The organism is Pseudoalteromonas sp. MMG006, from assembly GCF_018101025.1.
Lineage (GTDB): Bacteria > Pseudomonadota > Gammaproteobacteria > Enterobacterales > Alteromonadaceae > Pseudoalteromonas.
On the sequence record NZ_JAGJEJ010000013.1, the window covers coordinates 84,125 to 110,950 of the forward strand.

The following is a 26,826-nucleotide window of genomic DNA, read 5'->3' on the forward strand; positions in this document are numbered from 1 at the left end:
TTAAAATGGCTAACAAAGTTAAATTTGAACGCGAGAATGTAATTCGCGTTGCAAGCCAATTGTTTTGGGAAAAGGGGTTTACAGCTACCTCAACCCGCGATTTACAAGAAGCGATTAATATGCGCCCTGGCAGTATTTATGCGGCGTTTGGCTCTAAAGAAGGCCTATACAGCGAGTCTTTAAAAGACTACACCGTACAAATGAAAAGCCAAATTGACGGGTTTTTAGCAAGTTCTGATACTGTTATAGGTGGTTTGCGTGCGTTTGTAGAAAACGTAATAATTAAAACCAAAGACTGTAGCCCAAGTGCTATTTGTATGTTGGTAAAAGCAAACAGTGAATTTGCAGAAAAAGATGCCTCGTTATATGAGCTGAGTTTAGACTTGTCGGCAAAATTTGAGGCCTACCTAACCACCTTATTTGCGCAAGCTATTAAAAATAGTGAGCTGAGTAGCAACCTTACGGCACTTGAATATGCGCAGTTCTTTCAGGTGCAATTTACTGGTCTGCGTGGCTATTTCAATCGCCCAGGTGTAGAACAATTAGCGCAGCCGATGATCAATCAAATGTTTGATTTGATCAAAAAGCTATAAGCTTTATATTACTCACTACAAAAAGTCTCAACAAAAAAAGCGGCTAATTCACACTGAATTAGCCGCTTTTTTATCAGGTAGTGTCGATCTTTACTTACGTTTTGAGTTTATTTAGCTCGCTATCTTGCTGCGCTACCAATGCATTAAGCGCTTCACTACTATCGCCCGCCTGAGTAGATAAATCAGCTAATTGTGCTGCCGCATCTGATATAAGCGTTAGGTTGCGGTTTATCTCTTCGGTTACTAAGCTTTGCTCCTCGGCTGCGGTCGCAATGTGCGTAATTTGATTCGTAATTTCATCTACTTTTATTACAACACTATGCAGCGCTTCAAAAGCAACTGAGGTTTCGTCTACTGCACTTTCAGCGCGCACTACGCCTTTTTCAATTACGGTAGATGCGTTACCTACCTCTAACAATAAGCTATCAATAAGTTGGCTAATATCATCGGTAGATGAACGTGTTTTAGAAGCAAGGGCTCGTACTTCATCTGCAACCACAGCAAAGCCTCGGCCATGCTCGCCGGCTCGCGCAGCTTCAATGGCGGCGTTAAGTGCAAGTAAGTTTGTTTGCTCAGAAATGGTTCTGATCACATCTAATATTTGAGTAATATCTTTACTGCGCGACGCTACTTTTTCAACCGCTTGGTTAGCTTCTTTTATTTCTTCAGACATGGTTTTAACTTGGCTCATAGCCGACGATAAGCTCGTCTCACTACTTACCACTAAACCATTTATTTCATCCGCTTGTTGAGATGATTGCTCTGAGGCTCTAGCAACTTCAAGTGCGGTTGCGCTCATTTCGTTCATGGCGGTTACAACGCTTTCAATTTCTTGAAATTGCGATTGTACGTTTTGTTTAGTATCAATGGCTATATGTTGCGCTATTTCACCTTGATGCTTAGTTTGTGCTGAAACACCTTTTAGCTCAGCAATTAAGCCTCTTAACTTAGCTAAAAATGCATTAAAGCCACCAGCAAGGGCAATAAGTTCAGCATGCGTATCGACGTGCAGCGTATGCGTTAAATCACCTTCAGAGCTGGCAAGATTATCAACACGTTGTTGAATTTGCTCAAGCGGTGCAACCACGCTACCTACTACTATTTTCATGACAATAAAGGCAATTATAGCTATCACACCGCCCGTTATTAGAATAACTAAACCTAGCTGATTTGCCGAGTCACTCATATTTTTAGCTAACGCGTTAGGCCCCTCGAGTGCTAGGTTAGTTGGCACTTCAATAAGTAAGCTCCAATGAGTGTTAGCAAGTTTAATATTTATAGGGTAATTAACTAAGTATTCATCCGCTGTTTTTATTAACTTGTTTTGACCTTTAATATTAGCAAGTTCGCTATCAGTATTGCTGCTAACAGCTTCTTTAAACGGACGGCCTAATTTAGATTTATAGTGGCTACTACCTACAATTAATCCCATATCACTTAACAACGTAACCTTGGCTTTACCGTTATATAACTCACTAGAAAGCTGCTCTGTAAGGCCCTGAAAAGTTGGTAGTGTTAAATCAACACCCGCTAAACCAATAAAGCGGCCTGATTTAATAATTGGCACTGTTAATGAAGTAAGCATAACAGAATCGCCAGAGGGGATTTCATAAAGGTACGGCTCCATAATACATGGCTTAAGTGTATCTTTTGCGCATAGGTACCAATGGGCTTCGCGAATACCAAACTCGTTTAAAGAGGTTAGGTATTTATCGGCAGCGTTAGCTACTTTTTGTTGCTCAATATTGCCGTTTTGGTCGCGCGTTATATACACCTCTAACGTGCCATCGCCATTAACAGAATGTTTAAAACCTTGTGTAAATTGCGCGTCTTGTCCATCAAATGCGTTAGCTTCAAACTGCGAATAAATAGACGATAAAAATTGATTCTTCTCTAAAATAGAGCGATTAATGTTCACCACAGTATCGCGATTTAGAGTTTGAGTTTTAGCTGCATCACCAAGCAATGCGGCTAAAGAATTAGGCACTCGGTAAGCTTCATTTATAAAACCAGCTATTTTTTCACCGTAGGCAGCAGCATTTGCATTAAGCTTTTGCTCAACCTCAGCCACTATATAATCTTCAGATTCTTTTGCGAGCGCTTCACTGTTTGATGACATTTGCCACCACAATACGCCAGAGAGAACCAGCACTGTTAAAAATGTACTACCTACGGTTATCCACAATAACTTTTTTGCTAATGAGATTTCTTGCACTTAAATTACCCTTTAATTAAAACTACGGGTACAGTTTAGTAGATCTTAAAAATGAAGCTATTAAAATCGTTACACTAATAAAAAACTAATACAAACGTTTAACTTTTATTACTGGCTAAAAAAGCAGTGGCTATAGAGGCCAAAATAAGCAAAATTACACTCACCCATAAACACGCTACAAAACCATAAACCTGAAACACCCACCCCGAAAGCACGGTGCCCAGTAAACGCCCCATTGCATTGGCCATATAATAAAAGCCAACATCAAGCGATACACCATCGCTTTTAGCAAAGCTGACAATTAAATAACTATGTACTGATGAGTTAACTGCAAATATACCGCCAAATATAAGTAAACCTATAATCAAGGTGACATGCACAGCAACATCAAATTGCATGAGTAGTGCTAAAAGTGCTGTTACACCACTTAACAGCAATACCCATAAATAGGCATGTTTAACAGTATCAACGTTTGAATTACTGGTGCCTGTAATACGTGGCGCTTGCGATTGCACGCCACCATAGCCAATCACCCAAAGTGCCATAAAGCCACTAACCCACCAAAAGTTCCAATCAAACTGCTGGGCTAAATAAATAGGTAAAGCCACTACAAACCACACGTCACGCGCGGCAAACAAGCATAACCGTGCTGCACTTAATAAATTTATTGCACGAGATTTAGAAAATAGCTCTTTAAACTTGGGCTTATTTTTAGCCTTGCCCATGTCGCCTTTTAAAAATACAACGCTAATCATCCACGCAATAGTAAGTAGTACAATAAGTGCTTTTAAAGCCCCAACAAATCCCAATACCGTAAGGAGTAACCCACCTAAAAAGAAGCCCACCCCTTTTAGCGCATTTTTAGAGCCCGTTAAAATAGCCACCCATTTATAAAGCTGGCCTTGGCCGCTTTCGCCCTCGGGCACTAAATGTTTAATGGCGCTTTTGGCACTCATTTTATTTAAATCTTTGGCTATACCGCTAAGCGCTTGCGCCGCCATAACATAAGCCACTGTAAGCCACTCACTTGGCGCGCATAACATGGCAAGCGCCATTATTTGCAGCGCCAAGCCAAAGTTCATGGTTTTATTAAGGCCTAAATGAGCCCCAAGCCAACCGCCCACTAAATTGGTGATCACACCAAAAATTTCGTAAAACAAAAACAGCATGGCAATAGCCAACGCACCATACCCTAACTGATGAAAATGCAGCACCACCAGCATACGCAGTGCGCCATCGGTTAAGGTAAATGCCCAGTAATTACCGGTTATAATTAAATACTGTTTTATTGCTGTAGGTAAATTAGCAAGTTGCTCAAACATGGTTTACGCCCTTAAAACCTTACAAGTGGTTAAACCAAGTCACTTTTAGCAACTTTGAGCATAAGCTCGGCGGTACGATTAGCGTAACCCCATTCGTTATCGTACCAAGCGTATAATTTAAGCTGGGTATTATTAATAACCATGGTAGAAAGCGCATCAATAATGCTACTGCGTGGATCGGTTTTGTAATCAATCGATACAAGCGGTTTTTCTTCGTAACCTAATACACCTGCAAGCTCGTTTTTAGACGCCTGAGCAAACCATTCATTCACCTCAGTTGCTGTTACACCACGCTCAAGCTCAAATACACAGTCGGTAATTGATGCGTTAGTTAAAGGTACGCGCACGGCATGGCCATTTAACTTACCTTTTAGCTCAGGGAATATATGCGTAATGGCTGTTGCACTACCTGTTGTGGTCGGTATTAAACTTGACCCGCACGAACGGGCACGGCGTAAGTCTTTATGTGGCGCATCAATAATCGTTTGGGTATTGGTAATATCGTGAATAGTGGTCATTGAGCCGTGCTTAATGCCTACTTTTTCTTGTAGTACTTTTACAATTGGCGCTAAACAGTTAGTCGTACACGAAGCCGCTGTCACAATTTTGTGCTCATCTGGGTTATATAAATCATCGTTAACACCCATAACCACATTTAAAATGCCGTCTTCTTTTACTGGTGCGGTTACCACAACGCGCTTAACACCTTGTGCTAAATATTGATTTAACAGCTCAGTGGTTTTCATTTTACCGCTGGCTTCTATTACTACATCGCAATCAGACCAATCGGTGTCGTTAATGGTTTTGTTATTGGTAACGGCAATAGTGTGCTTACCCACACTAAAGCTATTTTCGTTTGCTGTAACGCTGTGGGCTAAACGCCCGTGTACTGAGTCAAACTCTAATAAATGGGCATGTGTTTTAGCATCGCCTGCAACATCGTTTACTTTAATAAATTCTACTTCTGGCCATTCTAATGCTGCGCGCAGCGTTAAACGTCCCATGCGGCCAAAGCCGTTAATACCTACTTTAATTGTCATAATAAATACCTTTAGTAAAGTTAAGCCAATATGCTTAATTAACAGCAGCTTGCTGCACGCTCTGGGCGATTACCCATTGCATTGAGTCGATTTAAATCATCGTTAAAAAACGCAGAATTTTCGTTTCGTGTTTGTGTTAAAACGCTAATAGCCCACTCTGGCAGGGCTTTATTAATGCTGTAGTACACCCATTGATTTTGCTTGCGGTCGCTTAATAAGCCAAATTGCCTAAGTTGCGCTAAATGGCGTGACACTTTAGGTTGGCTAAGCTCAAGCGCGGCAACAAGTTCACACACACATAGCTCTTGCTCATGGCTAATTAATAACATGGCTTTTAAGCGCGTATCGTCGGCTAAACATTTGTAAAATTGAAGTGGATTGAGTTGTTCCATAGCATCCTCGTTTAGTTAGTGTGCATACAATAAAACAAAACGATAACATATGAAATAGTGAATATACGATTTTCCGTATATTTTTTAGAAGGGTTTAATTAATATGAACTTTGCTAAATTTCAGCACACAAAAAAGCCCAGTGGCAAACCTCTGGGCTATTACAATGCTAAGTAATCAGTTAATTAAATAACCGAAAGCTCTACTTCAATGTTGCCGCGTGTAGCGTTTGAGTATGGACATACTTGGTGTGCTTTATTTACAAGCTCTTGCGCTGCCGCTTTATCCATATCACCTAGTGATACAGCTAATTTTACTGCGATACCAAAACCGCCTTCAATCGCGCCAATAGATACTTCAGAATTAATGTGCGTATCACTTGGTAAATCAATTTTTTCGCTACCGGCTACAAATTTTAGTGCGCCAATAAAACACGCTGCGTAACCTGCTGCAAATAACTGCTCTGGGTTTGTGCCTTGCCCATCGTCGCCACCTAGCCCTTTTGGGGTTGATAGGTTTACATCTAAACGGCCATCGTCAGATTTAGCTACACCTTCACGGCCACCTGTTGCAGTTGCTTTTGCTGTGTAAGCAACGTTTTGTAATACATTCATAGTGAACTCCAAAGTTTATCAATCAATTTAGTTTGTATGCAAAATAATAGGTCAAGTAATTAGAGATTGCAAATACTTTGCATGCAAATTAAAATGTTTTTTGAGTTTAAGGTATTAACGCGTTAGGAGTTGGGTATGTCGTTTGAGCAATTAAAATTAAAAAATCAGCTTTGTCATAGGTTATATATGGCATCAAATAGCATTGCCCGCGCTTACCGTGAGCCTTTGGCTGCACTTAATTTAACGTATCCGCAGTATGTAGTAATGATGGCGCTGTGGGAGCAAGATGAAGTAACCATAGCGCAGCTAATAGATAAAACCGCTATTGATGGTGGCGCTATGACCCAAATACTCAAAAAAATGACCGAAAAGTCTCTGCTAGCAGTTATTAAAGACGAGCACGATAAGCGTAAGCGCCTAATTCAGCTTACCCATCGTGGGCAAGCCCTTAAAAACGAAGCCGCTGATATTCCAAAAAATATATTATGTAAATTTGAAAGTGTAGACTCCACACAAGCCAAACAGCTTATGCAGCTGCTTGATTTAGTGGTAAACGATTTAAATACTAAAAGCGACGATGAGTTAGCCAACTAACGCGATTATTTTTTGTTGAATAAACGCCCTAAATGCGGTGATCACCGGGGTCATTTGGCGCCGGTCGGCGTACATCATATAAAGCGGTAGCGGATCGCTTTGCCAGTCAGGGCATAAATGAACGAGTTCCCCACTTGCTAAATCGTCAATGACATCAAAGTACGGCTTATACGCAATGCCTTTGCCCTCTAGCGCCCAGCGCCTAACCATTTCGCCATCGTTTACTATGTGTTGGCAATTTAGCTGCACTTTTTGTACCGCGCCATTTTTATAAAATCGCCACTCTTTAAACACTTCGCCAAAGCGCATAAACGTAATGGTAGTGTGCTGCGTTAAGTTAAGGGGGTGTGTAAGCAATCCATTGTTTGCTACATACTCAGCAGAGGCCACTAAAATACGCGCATTATTTAAAAAAAGTGGCGCTGCAATTAACTGCGAATCTTTTGGTACGCCAAAGCGCAGCGCAATATCTATCGACTGGCTATAAATGTCGCTTACTTCGTCACTTAAGTGCAATTTAAGTTTTACATGCGGGTATTGCGCTAAAAATTCATTAAGCCATTCGCTTAGTTTATTACGCCCTAAATCGCACGGGGCTGATACCTGTAGTGTCCCTGTTACTTCGCCTACTGCGGTTTGTACTGCAGCTACCCCTTGTTGAATAAGCGAAAGAGAGTCTTTGGCGTAACTTAAAAACTGCTCCCCTGCCACACTCAAGCGTAAACTGCGGGTAGAGCGAATAAACAGCACGTTTCCTAAGTCTTTTTCTAGGCGCTTAATAGCCGCACTTACCGCCGCTGGGGTTTGTGCGTTTTGCCTTGCGGCTTCAGAAATACTGGCGCAACTGGCTACATCTATAAAAGTTTGAATATCGTTAAATGATCGCATATTTTCAATTAAAATTTGAAAGTGCTTTAGTTTTTCATGTCTTTTTATATTTTTCAACTGAGCTATAGTGTTCACATATTAAAAAGTACTTCAAATCATCAGGAACCCACATGAAAGCATTTGGCTACACCAAAAACACTAAAACACTCACACCCAATTCTATACAAGCAATTGAACTTGATACCCCAACTGCTAACGGGCACGACCTACTTATTGAAGTAAAGGCTATTTCGGTAAACCCTGTAGATACAAAAATACGTGCAAATGTAGCGCCAGAACAAGGCTACAAAGTATTAGGCTGGGACGGCGTAGGTATTGTAAAAACCGTTGGCGAGTCGGTATCGTTATTTAATGTGGGGGATCGCGTATTTTACGCCGGCGATTTATCGCGCCAAGGCAGTAATGCGCAATTTCAATTAGTTGATGAACGTATTGTAGGGCGCGCACCTAAAACATTAACCGACGCACAAGCCGCAGCGCTGCCACTAACCAGCATAACCGCCTACGAAATGCTGTTTGATCGCCTGCAAGTGCCTAAAAATAAACAAAATACTCAGCAATCTATTTTAGTTATTGGCGCCGCAGGTGGTGTTGGCTCTATTTTAGTGCAGCTTGCCAAGCAACTTACTGGGCTAAACGTAGTAGGTACGGCATCACGCGAACAAAGCGTAACCTGGCTTAAAGAGTTAGGAGCCGATCACGTGCTTGATCATTCTAAAAACTTAAACGAGCAGCGCAAAGAACTGGGATTAGCTGAGTTTGATTACGTTATTGGCTTAACCCATACCGACCAATACCAAGACCAAATAGTGGAGTGTATTAAACCTCAAGGTAAATTTGCGCTAATAGACGACCCTGCATCGTTCGATATTTTAAAATTTAAGCGTAAGTGTATATCGGTGCATTGGGAGTTTATGTTTACCCGCTCGCTATTTACTACAGCTGATATAACAGCGCAGCACACCTTACTTAATGAAATTAGTGAGCTGATAGACTCAGGTACACTTAAAACCACACTTGGACAAAATTTAGGCCCAATCAACGCCGCTAATTTATATAAAGCGCACCAGATTTTAGAATCGTACACCTCACGCGGTAAACTTGTTTTAGAAGGCTTTTAAACATGAATCAGATTAAAAAAATACTTTTAGCAGCAGCCTGTAGCACCGCGTTTTTAACCAGCAGTGCATTTGCGAATACCCAACCTACGCACACCGATTTAAAAACAGTTGCTACATTCGACGCGCAGCACCCACCAGGTAATATTGCAATTACGCCATCGGGTCGTAAGTTTTTATCGGTACATGGTTTTTACGGCCAAAAACAAAAAATTATGGAGCTATTAAGCGATGGCACCACCAAGCCCTACCCTAATGAAAAATGGGCATACGCGTATAAAAACGGCAAAGGCTTTTACGATGTACTTGGCATAAATGTATCAGCCGATGGCGTGTTATGGATGCTTGATACATCAGGCCCTGATCATGCTGGGCGTTTAGTAGGATGGGATACTAATAAAGAGCAGCTGCATAAAATAATTTACTTAGCTAAACCCACCATTACCGACACCTCATTTTTAAACGATTTAGTTATCGATAATAAACACGGTGTTGTATATATTGCCGACACCGCACAAGGCAGCCAAGCCGCTATTATTACCGTAAATTTAAAAACAGGTGAGGCGCGCAGAGTATTACAAAATAGCCCATACACCACAGCCGAAAACATCGACATGGTCATTGAAGGACGCACCATGAAACTAGGCGGCCAACCAGCCCGTTTAGGCGTAAACCCAATCACCCTCGACCCGAGCGAACAGTGGCTTTACTTTGGCGCTATGTCGGGCACGTCGATTTACCGTATTGCCACCAGCGATATTAACAATAAAAGCCTGAGCGCAAGCGCCCTTGAGAGTAAAGTAACGCGTTACGGCACTAAACCCATTTCAGATGGCATTATTGTTGATGGCGGCGGCAATGTGTATGTTACCGACATAACCAACGGCGCAATTGGCGTAGTAAAACCAAGCGGTAAATACCAGGTATTATTTAAAGACGAGCGCTTAAGCTGGCCAGATGGCTTTAGTTATGGCGCCGATCATAAAATATATTTTACTGTCGATGAGCTACATCGCTCGCCAGTATTAAATGAAGGTAAAAATGCCAGCCAAGGAAAATTTAGTGTGCTGTCGTTCGACCCATTAGTAAAAGGTAAAGTAGGGCGCTAAATACAGCGTATAAAACATAAGCCACGCACCCGCTGCGTGGCTTTTTGGTGCAACTTTTAAGCCCTTTAACTCCAAAATGGTGCTAAGCGCTCAAACGTTATTTTTAGTGTATTAATAAATATCTGATTTGTATTCATAAAATATTCAATTAACAGTTGGCATAATTCTTTCAAAGTAAATATGTGTTCAGTGAAACTTTCAAGGAAAATACCATGGCTAACCTATACCACACCCTTTACCTACTATGGCGTTTAGACATTAGCGTATGGCAGGTAAACGATCCGAGCAATACCCATACAACGTGCGACAAAGAGCGAGTTTACAGCCGATAAATTTCGTATTTATAGGCTTTGCAAGCGCGGCCATTGCATTGTATTGTTAAGTTACTAAAAACAATATAATTGGAACGTGTATGCACGCCTTAGAAGTAAATTTTGATGGCTTAGTTGGCCCTACTCACAACTATGCGGGTTTATCGTATGGTAATGTTGCCTCGTTAAATAATGCGGCAAGTTTTTCAAACCCTCAAGAAGCTGTGTTACAGGGCCTTGAAAAAATGAAAGCCATGCACGACAAAGGCCTAACACAAGGTGTGTTTGCCCCCCATGCACGCCCCGATTTAAACGTACTACGTCGCTTAGGTTTTACCGGTAACGACTCGCAAGTTATTCATAAAGCATTTAAAGCCGACCCTATTTTATTGCGCGCGTGTTATTCGGCTTCAGCAATGTGGACTGCCAATGCCGCTACTGTGTCACCCTCGCCAGATACCCTCGATGGCAAAGTGCATTTTACCTCAGCTAATTTAAATAATAAGTTTCATCGCTCACTCGAGCCTGCTACAACTACCCGCTTACTAAAAGCCATGTTTAATAACGATAGCTACTTTGCGCACCACACGCATTTACCCGATCAGGGCTTTTTTGGCGACGAAGGCGCGGCTAACCATACCCGACTTTGCGACAGCCACGGCGAGCAAGGGCTAGAAATGTTTGTATTTGGTGCAAGTGCCTTTAACGGCCAATTACCTAAACCGGCTAAGTTTCCTGCAAGGCAAACACTAGAAGCCTCAGAAGCCATTTGCCGATTACATAATTTAAAAGAATCGAGCCAAATTTTACTGCAGCAAAACCCAGATGTTATAGACCAAGGCGTGTTTCATAACGATGTAATTGCAGTAGGTAACGCAAACGTATTGCTTTGCCACCAGCAAGCATTTTTAAACCAACAAGATGCCCTGCAAGAAATTCGCGATGCCTACACCGGCAGCAAGCAGCTATACATAATTGAAGTACCTACCGATAAAGTAAGCATTAGCGATGCAGTAAGCAGTTACTTATTTAATAGCCAATTAGTAAGCCTAGATGATGGCTCAATGCTATTAGTAGCGCCACAAGAGTGCCAACGTAATAACGCAGTAAACGCCTACATTGAAGAAATGATTTTAGCGGATAACCCAGTAAACCAAGTACAGTTTTTTGACCTGCGCCAAAGTATGCAAAATGGCGGCGGCCCTGCCTGCCTGCGTTTACGTGTAGCCCTTAACGAGCAAGAACTTGCTGCGGTAAACCCAGAGGTTATTTTAACCGATACTAAATACACTCAGCTTTGTGACTGGGCAAAGCGTAACTACCGCGATAAGCTAGGTGCAAGCGACTTTGCCGACTCAGCCCTACTTACCGAAAGCTACCAAGCACTAGATGAACTAACCCAGCTGCTTAACTTAGGCTCAGTGTACGACTTTCAATTAGAAGGTTAATACCTCAGCCAACGCAAAGGCTAATACAAAAATAGCGAGCCAAGGCTCGCTATTATTAGTGCTTATTCTAATAGAATTTAAAGGTTTTTATTATACCAATTCGCTTAATTAAGTGATCTATTTTGAGGCTGGAAAAACATGTTGATAACTAGGCAAAAAATTCGTTATTTAGTTGTTCTCGGCAATTGCTCCTGCATTGCTCTACCTTCTGCATCCATGCAGTCGTAAATGAGAGTTTTTTAACGCAGGTAACGACACGTTTAGCCCCGCAAAATGATTAAGTATTATTGCGGATTGGTATTAACCGTTATTGCCGATGCCATCGACTCAGATATATGCAGCGTTCGCTGCGGAAACGGAATACTCAGCCCCGCACCTTCTATAGCCTCTTTAACGCGTTTATTTAAATCCCACACGGTTTGCCAGTAATCGCCATTTACAGCCCAAGCACGTAATTGAATGTTTACTGCGCTTTCGCCTATTGAGGTAACCATTACTTTAGGTGCTGGCTCTGCAAGTAATCGGCTTTCTGCTTCGGCGAGTTTTTTAAGTACATTTAAGCCAACATCAATAGAGTCGGCGTACGAAATCCCCACCACTATATCCATGCGCCTTTTACCGTTACGGGTAAAATTTTTAATGTTGCCGCCCCACACTTTACCGTTAGGTGATGCGATATAAAGGCCGTCGGTGGTTTTAAAAATGGTCGTAAATAGGTTTATTTCTTTTACTGTGCCAAGCGTGCCGCTCGCATCTACAAAATCGCCTATTTTAAATGGCCTAAGTATTAATAACATAATGCCTGCGGCAATATTACTTAAGGTGTTTTTAAGCGCCAAGCCAATCGCTAAACCCGCCGCGCCCATTAGCGCTATTAAGCTTGCCGTATTAACGCCAAAAATATCTAAAATAAACAGCCCAGCAATTATGTAAACTAAATACCCCGCAATGCTCGATAAAAGCGGCAGTAGCGTTTCGTCTACTTTTTTTAATGGCGACTTAGAGTTTTTAATCGCTTTTTTTACTGAACGCGCAATAAGCGCACTCGCAACTAAAATAGCCATGGCTAATACCACTTTGTAACCTAAAGTGATGATAGTTTCAGAATGGCTTTGCCAAAACACAATAAGTTTATCTTTCATACATATTCCAAAAAACGGCTGACACTCAGCACAATTTAAAAATGAGCAAAGCTAAATGCGCCATACCCACAATTTAGCCTTAATGGCTAAAAAACCGCGCGAGTATATAGCTATAAATTAGTTATACCTATTGTTTTTGTATTAAATTAAAGCATTAAATAAAAGCTATGTTCCTCTAACGTTACTATTCAATTTAGGTTAACCACACCCTGTTAGTGTTAGTACAAAAGTTACCGTAAATACTTTCCTCATTTTGAATATGTAAACATAGGAGAAATAGTCATGGCGAACAAAAAAGTAATCCTTATTACAGGTGCCTCTAGCGGTATTGGCAAAGCAACCGCCAAAACGCTGGTTAACCATGGCCACAAAGTCATACTTACCGCCAGAAGCGAAGACAAATTAACAAAATTAGTTAAAGAATTAGGCGAGGATAGCGCACTCAGCGTACCGGCAGATGCAACCAACTTTACCGAGCTTAAAAACGCAGTAACAAAAGGGCTTAACAAATTTGGCCGCTTAGACGCTACATTTGCAAACGCAGGTAAAGGGCTAAACACATTAGGAATAGAAAAAGGCGACCCCGACGAATGGGCAACTATGCTTGATATAAACATAAACGCCCTGCTGTGGAGCGCTAAACTTACCCTCCCCCATTTACGAAAAACCAAAGGCCATTTTATTATAACCAGCTCAGCCACTGGCCGCAGAGCTGTTAAAGGCTCAATATATGGTGCAAGTAAGTGGTTTACTTATGGCTTTGGCCAAAACCTCGCAGCAGAAATGAGTGAATGGGGCGGGCGCTGCACCACCATAACCCCAGGTGCTGTAAATACCCCATTTACCGATGAAGCAAGGCCCGACAAATTATACCCACAAGATGTTGCCGACGCCGTACTCTTTGCACTTGAAGCAAACCAGCGCAATAACATCAGAGAAATTCACTTAAGGCCAACCAATTAATGGGGCCTGCTGACCTCTCAGAATTAAAATTGGCTCTATCCAAGAAAGAGTTAATCGCGCTGTGTTTATGCCTATTGCTTAAATACCAAGCACACAGCTGAAAACTCAACCTCAAAAGATAAACAGGCTCCTTTATTCAAGCCCTGTTAACCCAGTACTGTTACAGTAAACAGCAAATATTGGTTAAACCGTTCTTATCATTTTGAATATGTAAACATAGGAGAAATAATCATGGCGAAAGAAAAAATAGTCCTCATTACAGGTGCTTCAAGTGGCATAGGTAAAGCAACCGCCAAAACACTGGTTAATAACGGCCACAAAGTAATACTTACAGCCAGAAGCGAAGACAAATTAACTAAATTAGTACAAGCATTAGGTGAAGATAACGCACTGAGTGTACCCGCAGATGCCACCGACTTTACCGAGCTTGAAAACGTAGTAACAAAAGGGCTCGAAAAATTTGGCCGACTAGATGCCGCATTTGCCAATGCAGGTATGGGCGTTTCAACCGCAGGCACCGAAAAAGGCGATCCTGATGAATGGTCAACCATGATAGACATAAACATTAAAGCTCTGCTGTGGACGGCAAAAGCAACCTTGCCCCATTTACGCCAAAACAAAGGTCATTTTATATTAACCAGCTCAGCTGCTGGCCGTAAGCCAATTAAAGGCTCTATTTACGGGGCAACTAAATGGTTTGCTTACGGGTTTGGACAAAACTTAGCTGAGGAAATGAGCGAGTGGAATGGTCGCTGTACCACCATAGCCCCTGGCATGGTAAACACCCCATTCTTTGATGAAGCTAAGCCCGACAAGCTCGACCCACAAGATGTAGCCGACGCCGTAATGTTTGCAATAGAAGCAAACCAGCGCAACAGCGTACGCGAGATTTATTTAATGCCAACTAATTAACGTTGATTGGTTGAGTTTGAGCTGTCAGGTTTAATGCCAATGGCATTAAACCTGATGGTTGTTTGTATTTTGAGGTTAGATTTTAATAGCGTAAAGTTGAACACTGCATAATTAAAGGTCTGATTAGCTGCGTACTTCGACACGCCAAGGTGGATTAATCCTATTTTCACCCGCCCAATATAGCTTAATTTTATGACCTGACGGATCATGCAGTACGGCCTCTCGCCATAAATAACTCTGGTCTGAAGGTTCTTGTATAAATACAAAACCTTTAACTTTTAAAGCCTCAACCAGTTCATCTAATTGTTCATGTTCAAAATATATTACCGTGCCACAATCAAACTCACCTCGATCTAAAGACAATGAGAAAGTTGAATCCCCATCTGGGCATTCAAAGCGAGTATAATGTGGGGTATCTACAATTTGAGTAAAACCTAAGTCGCGATAAAATTTAGTAGAAATTTCCATGTCTGTAACGGGTAATGTAATTTGATTTAAGTTCATCTAACTTCCCTGTAAAAATTAAAGGTGACAAGTTTGTCAGTTGATTATGCACTGCCATGTAATATCTTACTTTTTATACAAACAAAAGCCTAAGGCTTAGCCTATCAAATTGAAAACTATAAATGGTTAATAGTTTAATGGGTTTTATTATGAATCACTCACTACAATGTATTCTCCATTGGGATATGACGGCTGCCTACCTGACACCATAAGCGCTGCAGTAGCAAAGCGTCTAATCCGATGAGTTACTAAAGCATCGCCACTGTTTTCTGGTTAAGGTGTACCGTTTAACTGTCTTTTTGTGATATTGGCCCAGCTCATACACACCAAACCCAAGCTTCTCGATAACACTAATTGATCCCGTATTTTTAGGCTCCACAATCGCAATTATTTCTGAAATATTTAAATTAGTGAAAGCAAACTCTAAAACTGCACAAACAGCTTCAGTGGCATAGCCTTTATTCCAATGTTCTCTGCCAAGCCTATATCCCAAATTTACGACTAGCTTATCATTATATGCTTCTTTATTTAGGCCTGAAAAACCAAGCAACTTGTTATTATTCTTATCAATTACTGCCCAAGGCCCAAAATCATATTCTTTATAGCTTTTTTGACACCATTGGACAAAATTTGATGTTGCTATTTCATCCATAACACCATTTAAAGAATACAACATAACCTCAGGATCAGATAAAATTAGTGATAAAGGTTTAATATCGTTACTAGTTAATGGACGAAGCAAAAGCCTTTTAGTTTCTAGCAAATTTACTCAACTCCTTTTAATTAAGATGACACCCACTTTATTTAATCTGGCGGCTCACTTAATGCAAAACTTAGGATGGGTGTCTATTTAATTTTATAATGCGCACACTCCATGACTTTTAAACTTGTAACTCGTTATTATTTATAAAAGTCATAAACTACACCTATTGAATACTCTGTATTTTTACTTCATATTAGCTGAACTACTCTCCAATTATTAGGCTGTTATGTCATTTTTAAAATTTAGCCATGCACTTATTCTCACCCTTGCGAGTACCTTACCGCTTACAAGCCATGCGGCGCTTGATAAAAACGAGCGTGAAATAGTAAAGCAGGTTGAGCAAAATATTCCTCAAGCGCTTGAAGAGATAAAACAAGCGGTAAACATTAATAGCGGCTCACTGAATATTGAAGGCGTAAAAAAGGTAGGCGCGCTGGCAAGCGAGCAATTAAAAGCCATTGGTTTTAAGGTTGAGTGGTTAGATGGCAGCGCATTTAACCGTGCAGGGCATGTACTCGCAACCTATAAGAGTAAAAACCCCGATGCAATAAAAATACTGATGATCGGCCATCTTGATACCGTATTTGCCAAACACGATAACTTTACTACTTATAAACAAATTGATGAACACACCGCGAGCGGACCAGGTGTTGCCGATATGAAAGGCGGTAATACGATAATAATTACCGCGCTTAAAAGCTTACAAGCCCTTAATTTACTTGAAAACGTGAGCATTAAAGTACTGCTTACGGGCGATGAAGAAAGCAGCGGTCGCCCACTTAGCTTATCTAAACAAGCTATTGTTGATGGCGCAATTTGGGCTGACGTAGCGCTTGGCTATGAAAATGGCGATAACAATATTAAAACCGCGATGGCAGCGCGCCGTGGTTATACCGGCTGGACGTTAAATGTAACGGCCAATGCTGCACATTCATCGCAAATATTTAGTGACAGTGTAGGTTATGGTGCTATTTACGAGGCATCGCGTATTTTAAATGATTTTAGAGAGCAACTTGCCACAGAGCCTAACTTAACCTTTAACCCGGGGCTTATTGTGGGCGGCACTGATGCACAGTACGACAGTGCCAACTCGTCGGCCACGGCGTTTGGTAAAAGTAACGTTATTGCGCAAACCGTGCATGTGGCGGGTGATTTACGTGCGCTTTCGCCAAAGCAGGTAGAGGGCGCTAAAAAAGTGATGCAGCAAATAGTGGCTAAAAGCTTAAATGGCAGCCAAGCTGAACTTATTTTTGAAGATGGCTACCCACCAATGGGGCTTACCGAGGGCAATAAAAAGCTGCTTGCGCTATATAGCCAAGCAAGCCAAGACTTAGGTTATAACAAAGTGGTGGCTGCAAACCCTCGTAATGCCGGCGCTGCTGATATTTCGTTTGCTGCAAACCATGTTGATATGGCGCTTGATGGCCTTGGCCTAATGGGCAGTGGCGCGCACACTAAAAACGAAACCGCTGATTTAACCTCTCTAAATAAAAACACTGCTAAAACAGCGTTACTTATATACAGATTAGGGCAGTTATAAACGCAGGCTTTCGGTTTGCCAATAAGTAGCTTAGTGTTGTTTGCGCCAAAATTAAAAATGGTTTTAAGATTTCCTTTGCGATGGCGAATACTTGATAGCGCGTAGCCGTTATTTTATGTTTTATAGCGTTTCAGTTGTTTAACGTGCTTAATCCATAAGTTAAAACGGCAGTAGTTACGTGTTTAACTACCGCTGCTTTAACTTATGATATGTTAGCCATTTTTTGAACTGCTAAGACATTATTTTATACAGTAATTCTCGCACTGTAGCCGGTTCGAACGGTTTATCACAAATTGCATCTACACCCGCTTGTGCAATATTAGCTAGGTGGGTGTCGTTTGCCTCTGAGCTCACCATTAAAATAGGAATATGCGAGTAAGCATTTGAGCCACGTACTGTTTCGGTTAATTGGCGGCCATCCATTTCCGGCATGTTGTAGTCTGTAACGATTAAATCAAACGACTGTTCACTAAGGTGCTCAATTGCTTCTTTACCGTTTTCAGCCTCTACAGGCTCAGGTATACCCATGCCCGCTAAAACGCGTATTATGTGCTTACGTGCAAAACGGCTGTCGTCTACCACTAAAACTCGCAGTAACGTTACATCAAAATGATCAAGCTCTACTTCTTCTTCGCTTATTATATCTAAGGTTGCTTTAAGTGCGCGGGTAATCGCTTTTGCGCTAAAAGGCTTGGGTAAAATAGCCAACACGCCCGATTGACGTAATTGCTCAAGGTATTTTTTATTACGCTCGCTCGATATAAGCATAAAAGGTTGATGCTCAGTGACGGGGTTTGACCGTATTTCTTGTAGTAGTGAGTCGGCTGTCCCGTCTGATAAATACATAGAGCTTATTACTAAGTCGGGGTGATAACTTGCTAATAAGCTAAGCGCTTGAGTTTGTGTTGTTGCAGTTTCAACTTGTTTTACACCGCTTTCTAAAAGCGATTTTATTATTATTTTTTGCTGAACCTCTGAAGGTTCTACAAGTAATATTGACAAGTTTACTATTGCAGTTAAGTCGCTCATTCAGATCTCTTTGGTATTGGTATTGTTATAATCAAAATAATAATAACACTTATACTCCGTTAATATTATATGAATAGATTGTAATATTTAAGAAAACATTATCAATCCTTTTTAAATATAGCACTTATTAATTAGATTGAATGTAATCTAACGCATTCATTTTTTTATATGTAACGTTAGTGTGCAAAATGTGTGCAGGCTCAGGGTCAACCACTTCAACGGGTATATTGTAATTTTGCGCTATTTCAATTGCCATTTGAGTGATATTAACGCTAAATGAAGTGCCCATAAATACAATCTTCTCGGCATTTAGCATACGCTGTTGCGCTTCGCTTATTCTATAAAGATCGGTGTAGTATTCGTCAAACAATAAAACAAACGGCTTATATGAATGATTTAGCTCAGGTGCTTGGTTTTGAATATTAAATAGCTCAAAAAGAGATTCTTGAAGGCGGCTTTCATCTACGCTATCCCATGGGGTCATTAGCGGTTTAACTGCTTCGCCCTGTTCATGAAATAATGTCATTTGATCGAGCCTGCCGTGTATTGCAATATAATTTTTGTTACCCGCTTTGCCATCAAGCCCATCTATATTTTGGGTGATAAGGTTTTTATCGCTAAGCCAGTGGTGTACTTCATTAGGACCATGATTACGATACGTTGCAAAACGGTTGTAATACCAAGCTAAAAACTCTCGCGGGTTGTTTTGATACATAGCTCGCGTAGCCATTTCCATAGGTGTATAATTTTTACTGCCTATGGTCCAAAAGCCATCTTCGCCTCTAAATGTAGGGATCCCACTGGCAGCGCTTACACCTGCGCCTGTAATATAAAGCGTGTTCACTGTGTTACCTCATACCCTATTACATCGCTCGTTACTTGCTGCTGATTGTTCATACCACCAATACGATACAAAGCCCCGCTGTGCTCAAGTAATCCACGGTGATCCATACTGCCTACAGCTAAAGGCGGCAAAGCTTGCCATTTATCTTGCTCAATATTAAAACGCCACACGTGTTTACTTGCCGGTGCTGGCTTTTTATTGTAGCCAATACCATCGTAGTTATAAGGGTTGTTAGAGCCTGCCATCATGTAAATGTTGCCATTGTAGCTAGTAGCAGCCATGCGATAATGCGACTCACCTGTAGGATGAGGTAACGTACGCCAATCTATTTGTAGCGGATTAATTGCGTTAATAGTACCTTTTAAACACTGCGCAATACCTGTAAACGAGCGGCGTGAATCTGGGTTTGCTTGGGTTTTAACGCCATCACATATAACAATGGTGTTACCGCTAATAGCAGCTGCTTGACCAAATACTGGCTCACCTAAAAAAGGTGATGCCTGTTGCCACGTGTTGGTGTAGGTATCGTATACCTGTACTAAATTTACGTTTCCATCGTTATGCCAACCGCTAACAAGGTATATGTAACGCTCTTTGTAGCTTAGCGCTACGCTGTCATCTACCGGTACCGGCATGCTTGCAAGGCGTGTGTATGTATTGCTTTTTATATCAAAACGGTACACATCGGGGCTTGAAATTTCACTATGATCGCCGCCTACTGTATATCCACCAAATATATAGGCGTATTCACCTAAGCCTATAGCAGTACTCGCTAAACGCCCTTTTAAAGGTAAACTTGAAGGCACGCTCGCTTGTTGCTGCCATGCGCTCTCACTTAATTTAAGTGAAAACACCTTGTTGTGTACATCAGTATGTTGTTTGTTTTTACCAAGCCCCATAAAACTTAAAAAGTAGTTTTGGTTTTCAACAGTAACCTTAGCTACGGCATTGTTAGCAACGGGTTCGGGTAAAGCAGGAAGGCTTGCTAACGCGACAGAAAAAAGAAAGCTCATAAGATAAATTATTTAATAGTGATTAATATACTTAGGGTAAATTATTTTGTCTTTATGAACCAGTATGATGCCCCTATGACAAAACTTCATTTTAGAAATTTCATACATATTTCAACAGTGCATAACGACTTAAATAAGCAGCGTCTCTTTGGTGCATTATATTTTTAGGGGATATGTATAAAGCTAACTAATATTTTCCCGTGACAACTAAAAGTGCACTTATGATCCACGTGACCAACAAAAATAATATGCTGTTTAAATTAAGTAAAAGCGCTTTATTACTATTTAGTCTGATTTTTTACTTTTAGAGCGCTAATACATGTTAACATTGTGTAATACCAAAGATTTTATAAAACAGTGATTGTTTTGATTGTGCAGGAGATATTGGTGAAATTATCACAACGCTTTTTATGGCCATTACTTTTAATTTGCCCCATTGCTGTAGCAGACCCCTTCAAAGATGAAGATTTAGACCTCGATGCCCTTATGGGAATGGATGTACAAGCAACATCAGCCATGAAAAGAGCACAATCGGCTTTTGATACCGCGTCATCTATTTATGTATTAAGTAAAGAACAAATTACTAACTCAGGTGCTACATCAGTGCCAGAAGCACTAAAAATGGTGCCTGGGTTAATAGTACGACAGCTCGATAATAACCAATGGGCTATTTCATCAAGAGGTATTGCTTCTCGCTTTTCTAGTAAGCTACTAGTGATGATTGACGGACAAAGTTTATATACACCAAAATTTGCAGCCGTATATTGGGAAACCCTGAATGTGCCTTTATATGATATTGAACGCATTGAAGTAATACGAGGCCAAGGCGGATTACTTTGGGGAAGTGATGCAAATAATGGCGTTATTAATATTATTACCAAAAATAGCCTTGATACTCGAGGTGGCTTTGCAAATGTCACAACGGGTAACCAGATTAATGCTGATATAAATTTACGCTACGGTGGTGATATTAGTAATCAGGGTAGTTATCGTTGGTACGGCCACCTAAAAAACGCCAAAAAGTCAAAAAAAGGGATTTCACTCCCCCCTAGCGATACAACTAAACAGCATTCACTAGGCTTTAGAACAGACTTTACCCACAGTGACGAATGGTCAAGCCTAATACAAGGTGATTATATCCACTCAACACTCGGGCAAAATTACCGTGGCGTGATAGACGACACTAACGTGAACATTGCATTTTCAGATGAGTTGGAGCGAACTGACTCACGTATTATGGCTCGACTAGAAAACCGAATGTCTCCAGATGCCAATCAAATGCTGCAGCTATCTTGGCTTAAACAAAACGGATCGCAAGACTATATAAAAGAAGACTTTGAGTCGATAGATATTGATTATCAAATGAATTTTATATACCAATCTTTACAACTCGATTGGGGATTAAATTACCGTTATAACTCTATTTCATTTGCAGATAGTTTATTTTTAGATAGTGATAGAGACTTTGACGATCTCATGCAATTTGGTGTGTTTATTCAAGCACAATACAATATAACGCCAGATAAGCTTGATTTTATTATTGGCGCTAAAGCTGACCATAACGATTTAACCGGCTGGGAAAATCAACCTTCAGTCAGATTTATCTATAAACCAGCTCAAAACCACTTAACGTGGGGTGCTGTATCTCAAAGTGTTAGAACCCCTACATTAATTGAATTTAACGATAACTTTAAAGTGAATGGTATAAAAGTAAAAGATCTTGCCGTTATGAGTTCAGGCGTTCAAGCCTTAGACAATTATCGAATTGCCACCTACTTAAATGGTAATGATAAAGTAAAATCAGAAAAGTACCTGTCTTACGAATTAGGTTATCGCTTTAGCGACAATGATTGGTCAGTGGATCTATCGACTTATTATACAGATGCTAAAAATGTAGCTGTAATAGATATGAATAAACACGACGAACAATTTTCTCCAATACTTGATTTATTTCTTGCAGGAAGAATACCTGAGGTATTTCAAGCTTTAAAAACAACTCGTGTAGACCTAGATTTTGCATCAGTTGCAGACACAACAACGAAAGGGTTTGATGTGCTGCTCTCGTGGCAACCATTAGATAAACTAAGTACTGAGTTAGGGTATAGTTACACCAAATATACTTACGACTTACCGCCAAGAGTAGAGCCTGCCATAGGTTATGACTCAAAAAACAGGCAGCTATTTGCTAAGGCTAATTATACTTTTTTAACTAATCACAATATACTTGCAACACTGCGCGCAGAAAACTCAGATGCATACAATACAGAAAATTACACCACACTAGATATTACATGGAATTGGCAAATGAGCCCTGTATGGGCCACCGCAATATCCGGTAAGAATCTATTTGCTGGCTCACACATTGAATATAATAATAGTAACGAAACATACACGCTACCAAACTATATTGATGAATGCATAACATTTACTGTTTCGGCAACCTTCTAAGCAGGCACAATGTTTAAACTAAGAAGCTTAATCCATAGTATTTTAATAAACCTGACGCTGTTTAGTGTTTGTGCTAGTGCTGCAGAAAAAGAATATATGCTAAAGGCAGGCTTCTTATACAATTTTGCTCGGTTTGGGAGCTGGGAGCAGCCTTTAAATTCTTTCAAGGAATTTACTATATGTAGTTCCGACGAACACTTTATAGAAGTGGCTAATGGTGCTCTAAAAAACAGAACTATAAAAAGTTTACCACTGCATAATAAACTTATTACATTTAATGAGTCCTCTTTAAAAGGTTGCAACCTCCTGTTCGTTACTTCTAATTCCTTTGAAAAATGGCAATCAGCTAAAATCACCAATCTAAAAAATATAATGGTAATAGGTGAAAGCGATTTATTTATAGAAAGCGGCGGGCATATTAGGTTTTTTCTTTCAGGAGGGAAAATTCGTTTTGAAATTGCACCTAAACAACTCAAGGAAGCAAACATAACAATGAGCTCAAAAGTATTACGTCTTGCTCGCGTTGTGCAAAGGTAATTTAATGAGAAAATTATTTGCACTAAACACGATCAGTAAAAAATTATTAGTTATTTTAATGAGCGTTGCACTTGTCTCTACCGCTACAGTTACCATTGTATTTAGTGCTTATGAGATAAATAGCGCAAAAGAAGAGCAAGTAGAGAGCCTAGACTCTCTCTCGAAAATGCTAGCACCAAATATCACAACCGCTCTTATGTTTGATGATCTAGAAGCAGTACAAGAACTGATAAATCCAATATTAATGCGCTCAGACGTAATCAGTATAACGGTGTATAACCAAAGTGATGAACAACTTGCTATCGCTCTATCAACCGTTCAAGCGCTTGATCATAATATTGAAGTAAACACGCCACTTAAGTTTGAAAAAAATAACTATGGTTTACTAAAAATTAGGGCAAATGATAGCTATATCCAAAACAAAATTTCTTTTTATATTAAATTTTTAGTGGTTTTGATGGTTTTTACCTTTGCTATAAGTTTAATTTTATCTTTATTATTAAGACGTCGCTTCTTAAACCCTATACTTTACTTAGCGCAAACCGCAAATAGAATAACGACATCCCATGACTACAGCCTACGTGCTAAACAACTATCTAAAGATGAGGTAGGTCAGCTCACAGCCTGCTTTAACGACATGCTATACAACATTGAGCAGCGAGATAACTCTCTGGAAAACCAAGTTAAGCTCAGAACTAATGAGCTTCAAAGCGCCAATATTCAATTACACCAATATGCCTACCAAGATGGTCTAACGGATTTACCTAATAGGCGTTATTTTTACGAAAAACTGCAAAGCTTAATAAATGTAAAAGATATGACATTTGCACTTATCTTTATTGATTTAGATGGTTTTAAAGAAGTTAACGACAGCCTTGGACACGATTACGGCGACTTATTATTACACCAAGTCGCTACAAGGCTGCAAAATTGCGTAACGGATAAAGACACTGTCGCTCGATTGGGAGGAGATGAATTTACTTTAGTTTTAGAGGGTATTAGCGACTCAAAGCAGGCATCAAAAATTGCTGAAACAGTAAAAAATAGCTTAATGGAAAGTATAAAAATAAAAAACGAAACGGTCTATGTAACAGCAAGTATAGGCTTAACGTTTTACCCTGTTGATGGAAGAACCGTTGAGGAGCTTGTAAAACGAGCTGATCAAGCAATGTATTTATCTAAAAATAAAGGCCGTAATCGTTATGAATTTTTTTCTTACGAAATTGAAGAAAGAACAACACAAAGGCGCCGATTGATTGAAGAGATAAGGACTGCACTTGCTCAGAAGCAATTTGAGTTATTCTATCAACCTATCTTTTCAATAGACGGCTCGTCAGTACCAAAAGCAGAGGCCTTGATTAGATGGAATCATCCTAAGCGCGGTATAATCGGTCCTAACGAATTTATATCTGTAGCAGAAAAAAACGGTTTAATAGGCCATATTGGGCAGTGGGTTAAATCTCAAGCAATTAAAGATACTATCGAATTTAATAAGCTCAGTGATAAAACAATACAAATTAGTGTGAACACATCACCTTTAGAAATTGATAGGGCTGGGCAATGGGTAGATGATTGGATAGCTGCAACTGAAGAGTATCAGCTACCTAGCAACACCATACTTATTGAAGTCACTGAAAATACATTAATGGATCCCGACTCATTAATACAACGTCAATTAAAACGTTTAAGTGGTATAAATATTGATATAGCTATTGATGACTTTGGTGTTGGTTATTCATCGCTCGCTTACTTACAACGCTTAGACGTTGATATTCTAAAGATAGATCGTTCCTTTATTCAAGATATCGAGTCAAACGACAACAGTATTGCACTAGTAAAAGCGATTATAACAATGGCGCATAATTTAGATGTTATGGTAGTGGCTGAAGGGGTGGAGACAAGTAGGCAGTATGAACTATTGAAACACCTTCACTGCGATTACATTCAAGGCTATATTTTTTCAAAAGCAATTACCAAAAAAGAGTTTATAGAGAAATATATCACGAAAGATATTGGCTAAAGGTAACCTGAGCTCAAATTACTAAGTTCAGGTTATTTACTTTGTAATATATAGCTAATTAAGCAGTGGCTCACAACCAACGCGGTACTAATTGTTTATACTCTTTATATTCCCCAGCAAAGTGCTGCTCAAGATGAGCTTCTTCAACTAAAGTTTGTCTGTATACCGCAATCATGCCAACCACTAAACAAATTAGACTAAAAATACTTGGTAACGCTAAAAAGAAACCAATTTGAGCTGCTACCACACCTACGTACATTGGGTTCCTTGAAAATTCATACAGGCCATTCGTTTTGAGCTCACTTGGGCCATGAGGGTCTACTCCTGACCGCCAAAGCGAGGCCATATGAAAATGCACAAACATTGTCAGGACAAAACCAGCCGTTAATAAAATATTTCCAAACATAACACCTGGCCAGCCATTCAACACATTTAGCAAACCGAGATAATCATCAATCTCAGGAATAAATACTCTAAGCACGCAGACAAACCATATAGCAGCTCTGAAAAACTTAAACACCATATGGTTCCACCAACTAGAGCAAAATTGCTCGCCAGGAAAAATAACACCTTTCGGCGTAGAGCGATTCTTATAAATGATTCTGAAAGTGTAAAAACCTGCGACAAAAGTATAAAAAAGTGCGAGGTATATTCGAGTAAACTCGAGAAGAGATGCAGAGTCATCTAAAAGCAGTGGTTGGTTCATGGAGGTTGGACTCTCATTCATATTTAATACTAAAGTAATATGCACATACTAGTATTCATACGCCATACAAACAAGGGAAGTAATTACTTTGAGATAAATTTATTAAGTGTACTGCTAACCCTCGCGCTTTTAGGTTCTTCTTTTCGCTAATATTGTAGAGCACGGTGCCATAGCAGAATGTTACTGTGCATTGAGCTGCCTTAAAGATGTTTCGTTTAGTTATAGGGATACAAATGCAGTGGAGTACAGGATGTACGAGACCGGCCATTACTAAATTCGGCATGGGATATTGCTATTTACTAAACCCCAGACAGCAAAAAACCCGTCACATAGTTGTAACGGGTTTCTCTTATTTAAGTACTGGTGATGTCGTAGTGCCCACAGCGGTAGAGAGCCACATAACAAATGCTACACTACCTTTGTGTCGGGGCTCGCCTTCAAGCTGCTTTGCTTTCCTGCTAAGTTCGGTATAGAGTCTTGGCTACAGTTTTTGTTTTCACTTTTCTGCAGACGTAAAAAAACCGACTATTGCTAGTCGGGCTTTCTACAATTTGAAGTCGGTGCGCTACGCAGTAGAATGTCCTACTTTCACATAGCAAATGGGATACTATCATTGGCCGGAGCTCGCCTTCGAGCTGTTTTGTTTGATGTATAGGAATACAAATGCCGTGGAGTACAGGATGTACGAGAGCGGACACTACTGAGTTCGGCATGGGCTCTTGGCTATTTACTAAACGCCAGACAGCAAAAAACCCGTCACATC

24 protein-coding genes are annotated in these 26,826 nt (G+C 40.2%); 11 read left to right on the forward strand and 13 right to left on the reverse strand.

Annotated features, from left to right (window positions below; translation table 11 throughout):
* Positions 1 to 5 precede the first annotated feature (5 nt).
* Positions 6 to 593 (forward strand): TetR/AcrR family transcriptional regulator, encoded by a 588-nt coding sequence (locus J8L73_RS13145; RefSeq protein WP_211017716.1) that lies wholly within the window; start codon positions 6 to 8, stop codon positions 591 to 593.
* A gap of 94 nt (positions 594 to 687) precedes the next feature.
* On the opposite strand, the gene J8L73_RS13150 is transcribed toward J8L73_RS13145, so the two are convergent.
* The 5 genes from J8L73_RS13150 to J8L73_RS13170 form a co-directional block, all read right to left on the reverse strand.
* A complete protein-coding gene (locus tag J8L73_RS13150; RefSeq protein ID WP_211017718.1) occupies positions 688 to 2,808 on the reverse strand; it encodes a methyl-accepting chemotaxis protein in 2,121 nt (706 codons plus the stop codon).
* Between the two features lie 98 nt (positions 2,809 to 2,906).
* Positions 2,907 to 4,130, reverse strand: coding sequence for an organoarsenical effux MFS transporter ArsJ (gene arsJ / locus J8L73_RS13155; RefSeq protein WP_211017720.1), 1,224 nt, complete (start codon positions 4,128 to 4,130; stop codon positions 2,907 to 2,909).
* A gap of 29 nt (positions 4,131 to 4,159) precedes the next feature.
* Entirely contained in the window at positions 4,160 to 5,170 is a 1,011-nt protein-coding gene (locus J8L73_RS13160; protein ID WP_211017722.1) for an ArsJ-associated glyceraldehyde-3-phosphate dehydrogenase, read from the reverse strand.
* Between the two features lie 38 nt (positions 5,171 to 5,208).
* Positions 5,209 to 5,562: a metalloregulator ArsR/SmtB family transcription factor gene (locus J8L73_RS13165; RefSeq protein ID WP_211017723.1), complete on the reverse strand. Its 354-nt coding sequence runs from the start codon at positions 5,560 to 5,562 to the stop codon at positions 5,209 to 5,211.
* A 183-nt stretch (positions 5,563 to 5,745) separates the two neighbouring features.
* Positions 5,746 to 6,174: an organic hydroperoxide resistance protein gene (locus J8L73_RS13170; protein ID WP_138612389.1), complete on the reverse strand. Its 429-nt coding sequence runs from the start codon at positions 6,172 to 6,174 to the stop codon at positions 5,746 to 5,748.
* A gap of 135 nt (positions 6,175 to 6,309) precedes the next feature.
* Here J8L73_RS13170 and J8L73_RS13175 point away from each other — a divergent pair, with 135 nt between their 5' ends.
* The gene (locus J8L73_RS13175; RefSeq protein ID WP_211017725.1) at positions 6,310 to 6,768 is read left to right on the forward strand and encodes a MarR family transcriptional regulator; all 459 of its coding nucleotides are present in this window, start codon (positions 6,310 to 6,312) and stop codon (positions 6,766 to 6,768) included.
* Here the strand turns inward: J8L73_RS13175 and J8L73_RS13180 are convergent.
* Positions 6,757 to 7,656, reverse strand: a complete 900-nt coding sequence (locus J8L73_RS13180) for a LysR family transcriptional regulator (protein ID WP_247659655.1) — start codon at positions 7,654 to 7,656, stop codon at positions 6,757 to 6,759. The genes J8L73_RS13175 and J8L73_RS13180 overlap by 12 nt on opposite strands.
* A 110-nt stretch (positions 7,657 to 7,766) precedes the next feature.
* On the opposite strand from J8L73_RS13180, the gene J8L73_RS13185 reads away from it, so the two are divergent.
* The 3 genes from J8L73_RS13185 to astB all read left to right on the forward strand — a co-directional run bounded on the left by J8L73_RS13185 (position 7,767) and on the right by astB (position 11,642).
* Positions 7,767 to 8,777, forward strand: coding sequence for a zinc-binding alcohol dehydrogenase family protein (locus J8L73_RS13185; RefSeq protein WP_211017727.1), 1,011 nt, complete (start codon positions 7,767 to 7,769; stop codon positions 8,775 to 8,777).
* Positions 8,778 to 8,779: 2 nt separating this feature from the next.
* Positions 8,780 to 9,883, forward strand: coding sequence for an L-dopachrome tautomerase-related protein (locus tag J8L73_RS13190; RefSeq protein WP_211017729.1), 1,104 nt, complete (start codon positions 8,780 to 8,782; stop codon positions 9,881 to 9,883).
* 412 nt (positions 9,884 to 10,295) lie between these two features.
* A complete protein-coding gene (gene astB, locus J8L73_RS13195; protein WP_211017737.1) occupies positions 10,296 to 11,642 on the forward strand; it encodes an N-succinylarginine dihydrolase in 1,347 nt (448 codons plus the stop codon).
* A 284-nt stretch (positions 11,643 to 11,926) separates the two neighbouring features.
* On the opposite strand, the gene J8L73_RS13200 is transcribed toward astB, so the two are convergent.
* Complete coding sequence (locus J8L73_RS13200) at positions 11,927 to 12,784, reverse strand: mechanosensitive ion channel domain-containing protein (RefSeq protein ID WP_211017739.1); 858 nt, start codon at positions 12,782 to 12,784, stop codon at positions 11,927 to 11,929.
* Positions 12,785 to 13,066: 282 nt separating this feature from the next.
* Between J8L73_RS13200 and J8L73_RS13205 the strand changes: the two genes are divergently transcribed.
* Both J8L73_RS13205 and J8L73_RS13210 read left to right on the forward strand, forming a co-directional pair.
* Positions 13,067 to 13,747 (forward strand): SDR family oxidoreductase, encoded by a 681-nt coding sequence (locus J8L73_RS13205; protein ID WP_211017741.1) that lies wholly within the window; start codon positions 13,067 to 13,069, stop codon positions 13,745 to 13,747.
* A 231-nt stretch (positions 13,748 to 13,978) separates the two neighbouring features.
* Positions 13,979 to 14,659, forward strand: coding sequence for an SDR family oxidoreductase (locus J8L73_RS13210; RefSeq protein WP_211017749.1), 681 nt, complete (start codon positions 13,979 to 13,981; stop codon positions 14,657 to 14,659).
* 123 nt (positions 14,660 to 14,782) lie between these two features.
* On the opposite strand, the gene J8L73_RS13215 is transcribed toward J8L73_RS13210, so the two are convergent.
* Positions 14,783 to 15,163, reverse strand: a complete 381-nt coding sequence (locus J8L73_RS13215) for a VOC family protein (RefSeq protein ID WP_211017751.1) — start codon at positions 15,161 to 15,163, stop codon at positions 14,783 to 14,785.
* Positions 15,164 to 15,395: 232 nt separating this feature from the next.
* A complete protein-coding gene (locus J8L73_RS13220) occupies positions 15,396 to 15,926 on the reverse strand; it encodes a GNAT family N-acetyltransferase (protein ID WP_210999891.1) in 531 nt (176 codons plus the stop codon).
* A 226-nt stretch (positions 15,927 to 16,152) separates the two neighbouring features.
* Between J8L73_RS13220 and J8L73_RS13225 the strand changes: the two genes are divergently transcribed.
* Positions 16,153 to 17,466 (forward strand): M20/M25/M40 family metallo-hydrolase, encoded by a 1,314-nt coding sequence (locus J8L73_RS13225; RefSeq protein WP_211017753.1) that lies wholly within the window; start codon positions 16,153 to 16,155, stop codon positions 17,464 to 17,466.
* Positions 17,467 to 17,697: 231 nt separating this feature from the next.
* On the opposite strand, the gene J8L73_RS13230 is transcribed toward J8L73_RS13225, so the two are convergent.
* The 3 genes from J8L73_RS13230 to J8L73_RS13240 all read right to left on the reverse strand — a co-directional run bounded on the left by J8L73_RS13230 (position 17,698) and on the right by J8L73_RS13240 (position 20,352).
* Entirely contained in the window at positions 17,698 to 18,495 is a 798-nt protein-coding gene (locus tag J8L73_RS13230) for a response regulator (RefSeq protein ID WP_210999893.1), read from the reverse strand.
* Positions 18,496 to 18,622: 127 nt separating this feature from the next.
* A complete protein-coding gene (locus tag J8L73_RS13235) occupies positions 18,623 to 19,339 on the reverse strand; it encodes a Sir2 family NAD-dependent protein deacetylase (RefSeq protein WP_211017755.1) in 717 nt (238 codons plus the stop codon).
* Positions 19,336 to 20,352, reverse strand: coding sequence for a kelch repeat-containing protein (locus J8L73_RS13240; RefSeq protein ID WP_211017770.1), 1,017 nt, complete (start codon positions 20,350 to 20,352; stop codon positions 19,336 to 19,338). The genes J8L73_RS13235 and J8L73_RS13240 overlap by 4 nt, the downstream gene beginning before the upstream one ends.
* A gap of 387 nt (positions 20,353 to 20,739) precedes the next feature.
* Between J8L73_RS13240 and J8L73_RS13245 the strand changes: the two genes are divergently transcribed.
* The 3 genes from J8L73_RS13245 to J8L73_RS13255 are packed head-to-tail and all read left to right on the forward strand — an operon-like array spanning position 20,740 to position 25,357.
* On the forward strand, positions 20,740 to 22,800 hold the full coding sequence (locus tag J8L73_RS13245; protein WP_211017772.1) for a TonB-dependent receptor: 2,061 nt from the start codon (positions 20,740 to 20,742) through the stop codon (positions 22,798 to 22,800).
* 9 nt (positions 22,801 to 22,809) lie between these two features.
* Entirely contained in the window at positions 22,810 to 23,337 is a 528-nt protein-coding gene (locus J8L73_RS13250) for a YfiR family protein (protein WP_210999897.1), read from the forward strand.
* A gap of 4 nt (positions 23,338 to 23,341) precedes the next feature.
* Positions 23,342 to 25,357: an EAL domain-containing protein gene (locus tag J8L73_RS13255; RefSeq protein WP_211017774.1), complete on the forward strand. Its 2,016-nt coding sequence runs from the start codon at positions 23,342 to 23,344 to the stop codon at positions 25,355 to 25,357.
* A 70-nt stretch (positions 25,358 to 25,427) separates the two neighbouring features.
* Here the strand turns inward: J8L73_RS13255 and J8L73_RS13260 are convergent, their stop codons facing one another.
* Positions 25,428 to 26,063, reverse strand: coding sequence for an isoprenylcysteine carboxylmethyltransferase family protein (locus tag J8L73_RS13260; RefSeq protein WP_210999899.1), 636 nt, complete (start codon positions 26,061 to 26,063; stop codon positions 25,428 to 25,430).
* Between the last annotated feature and the right edge of the window lie 763 nt (positions 26,064 to 26,826).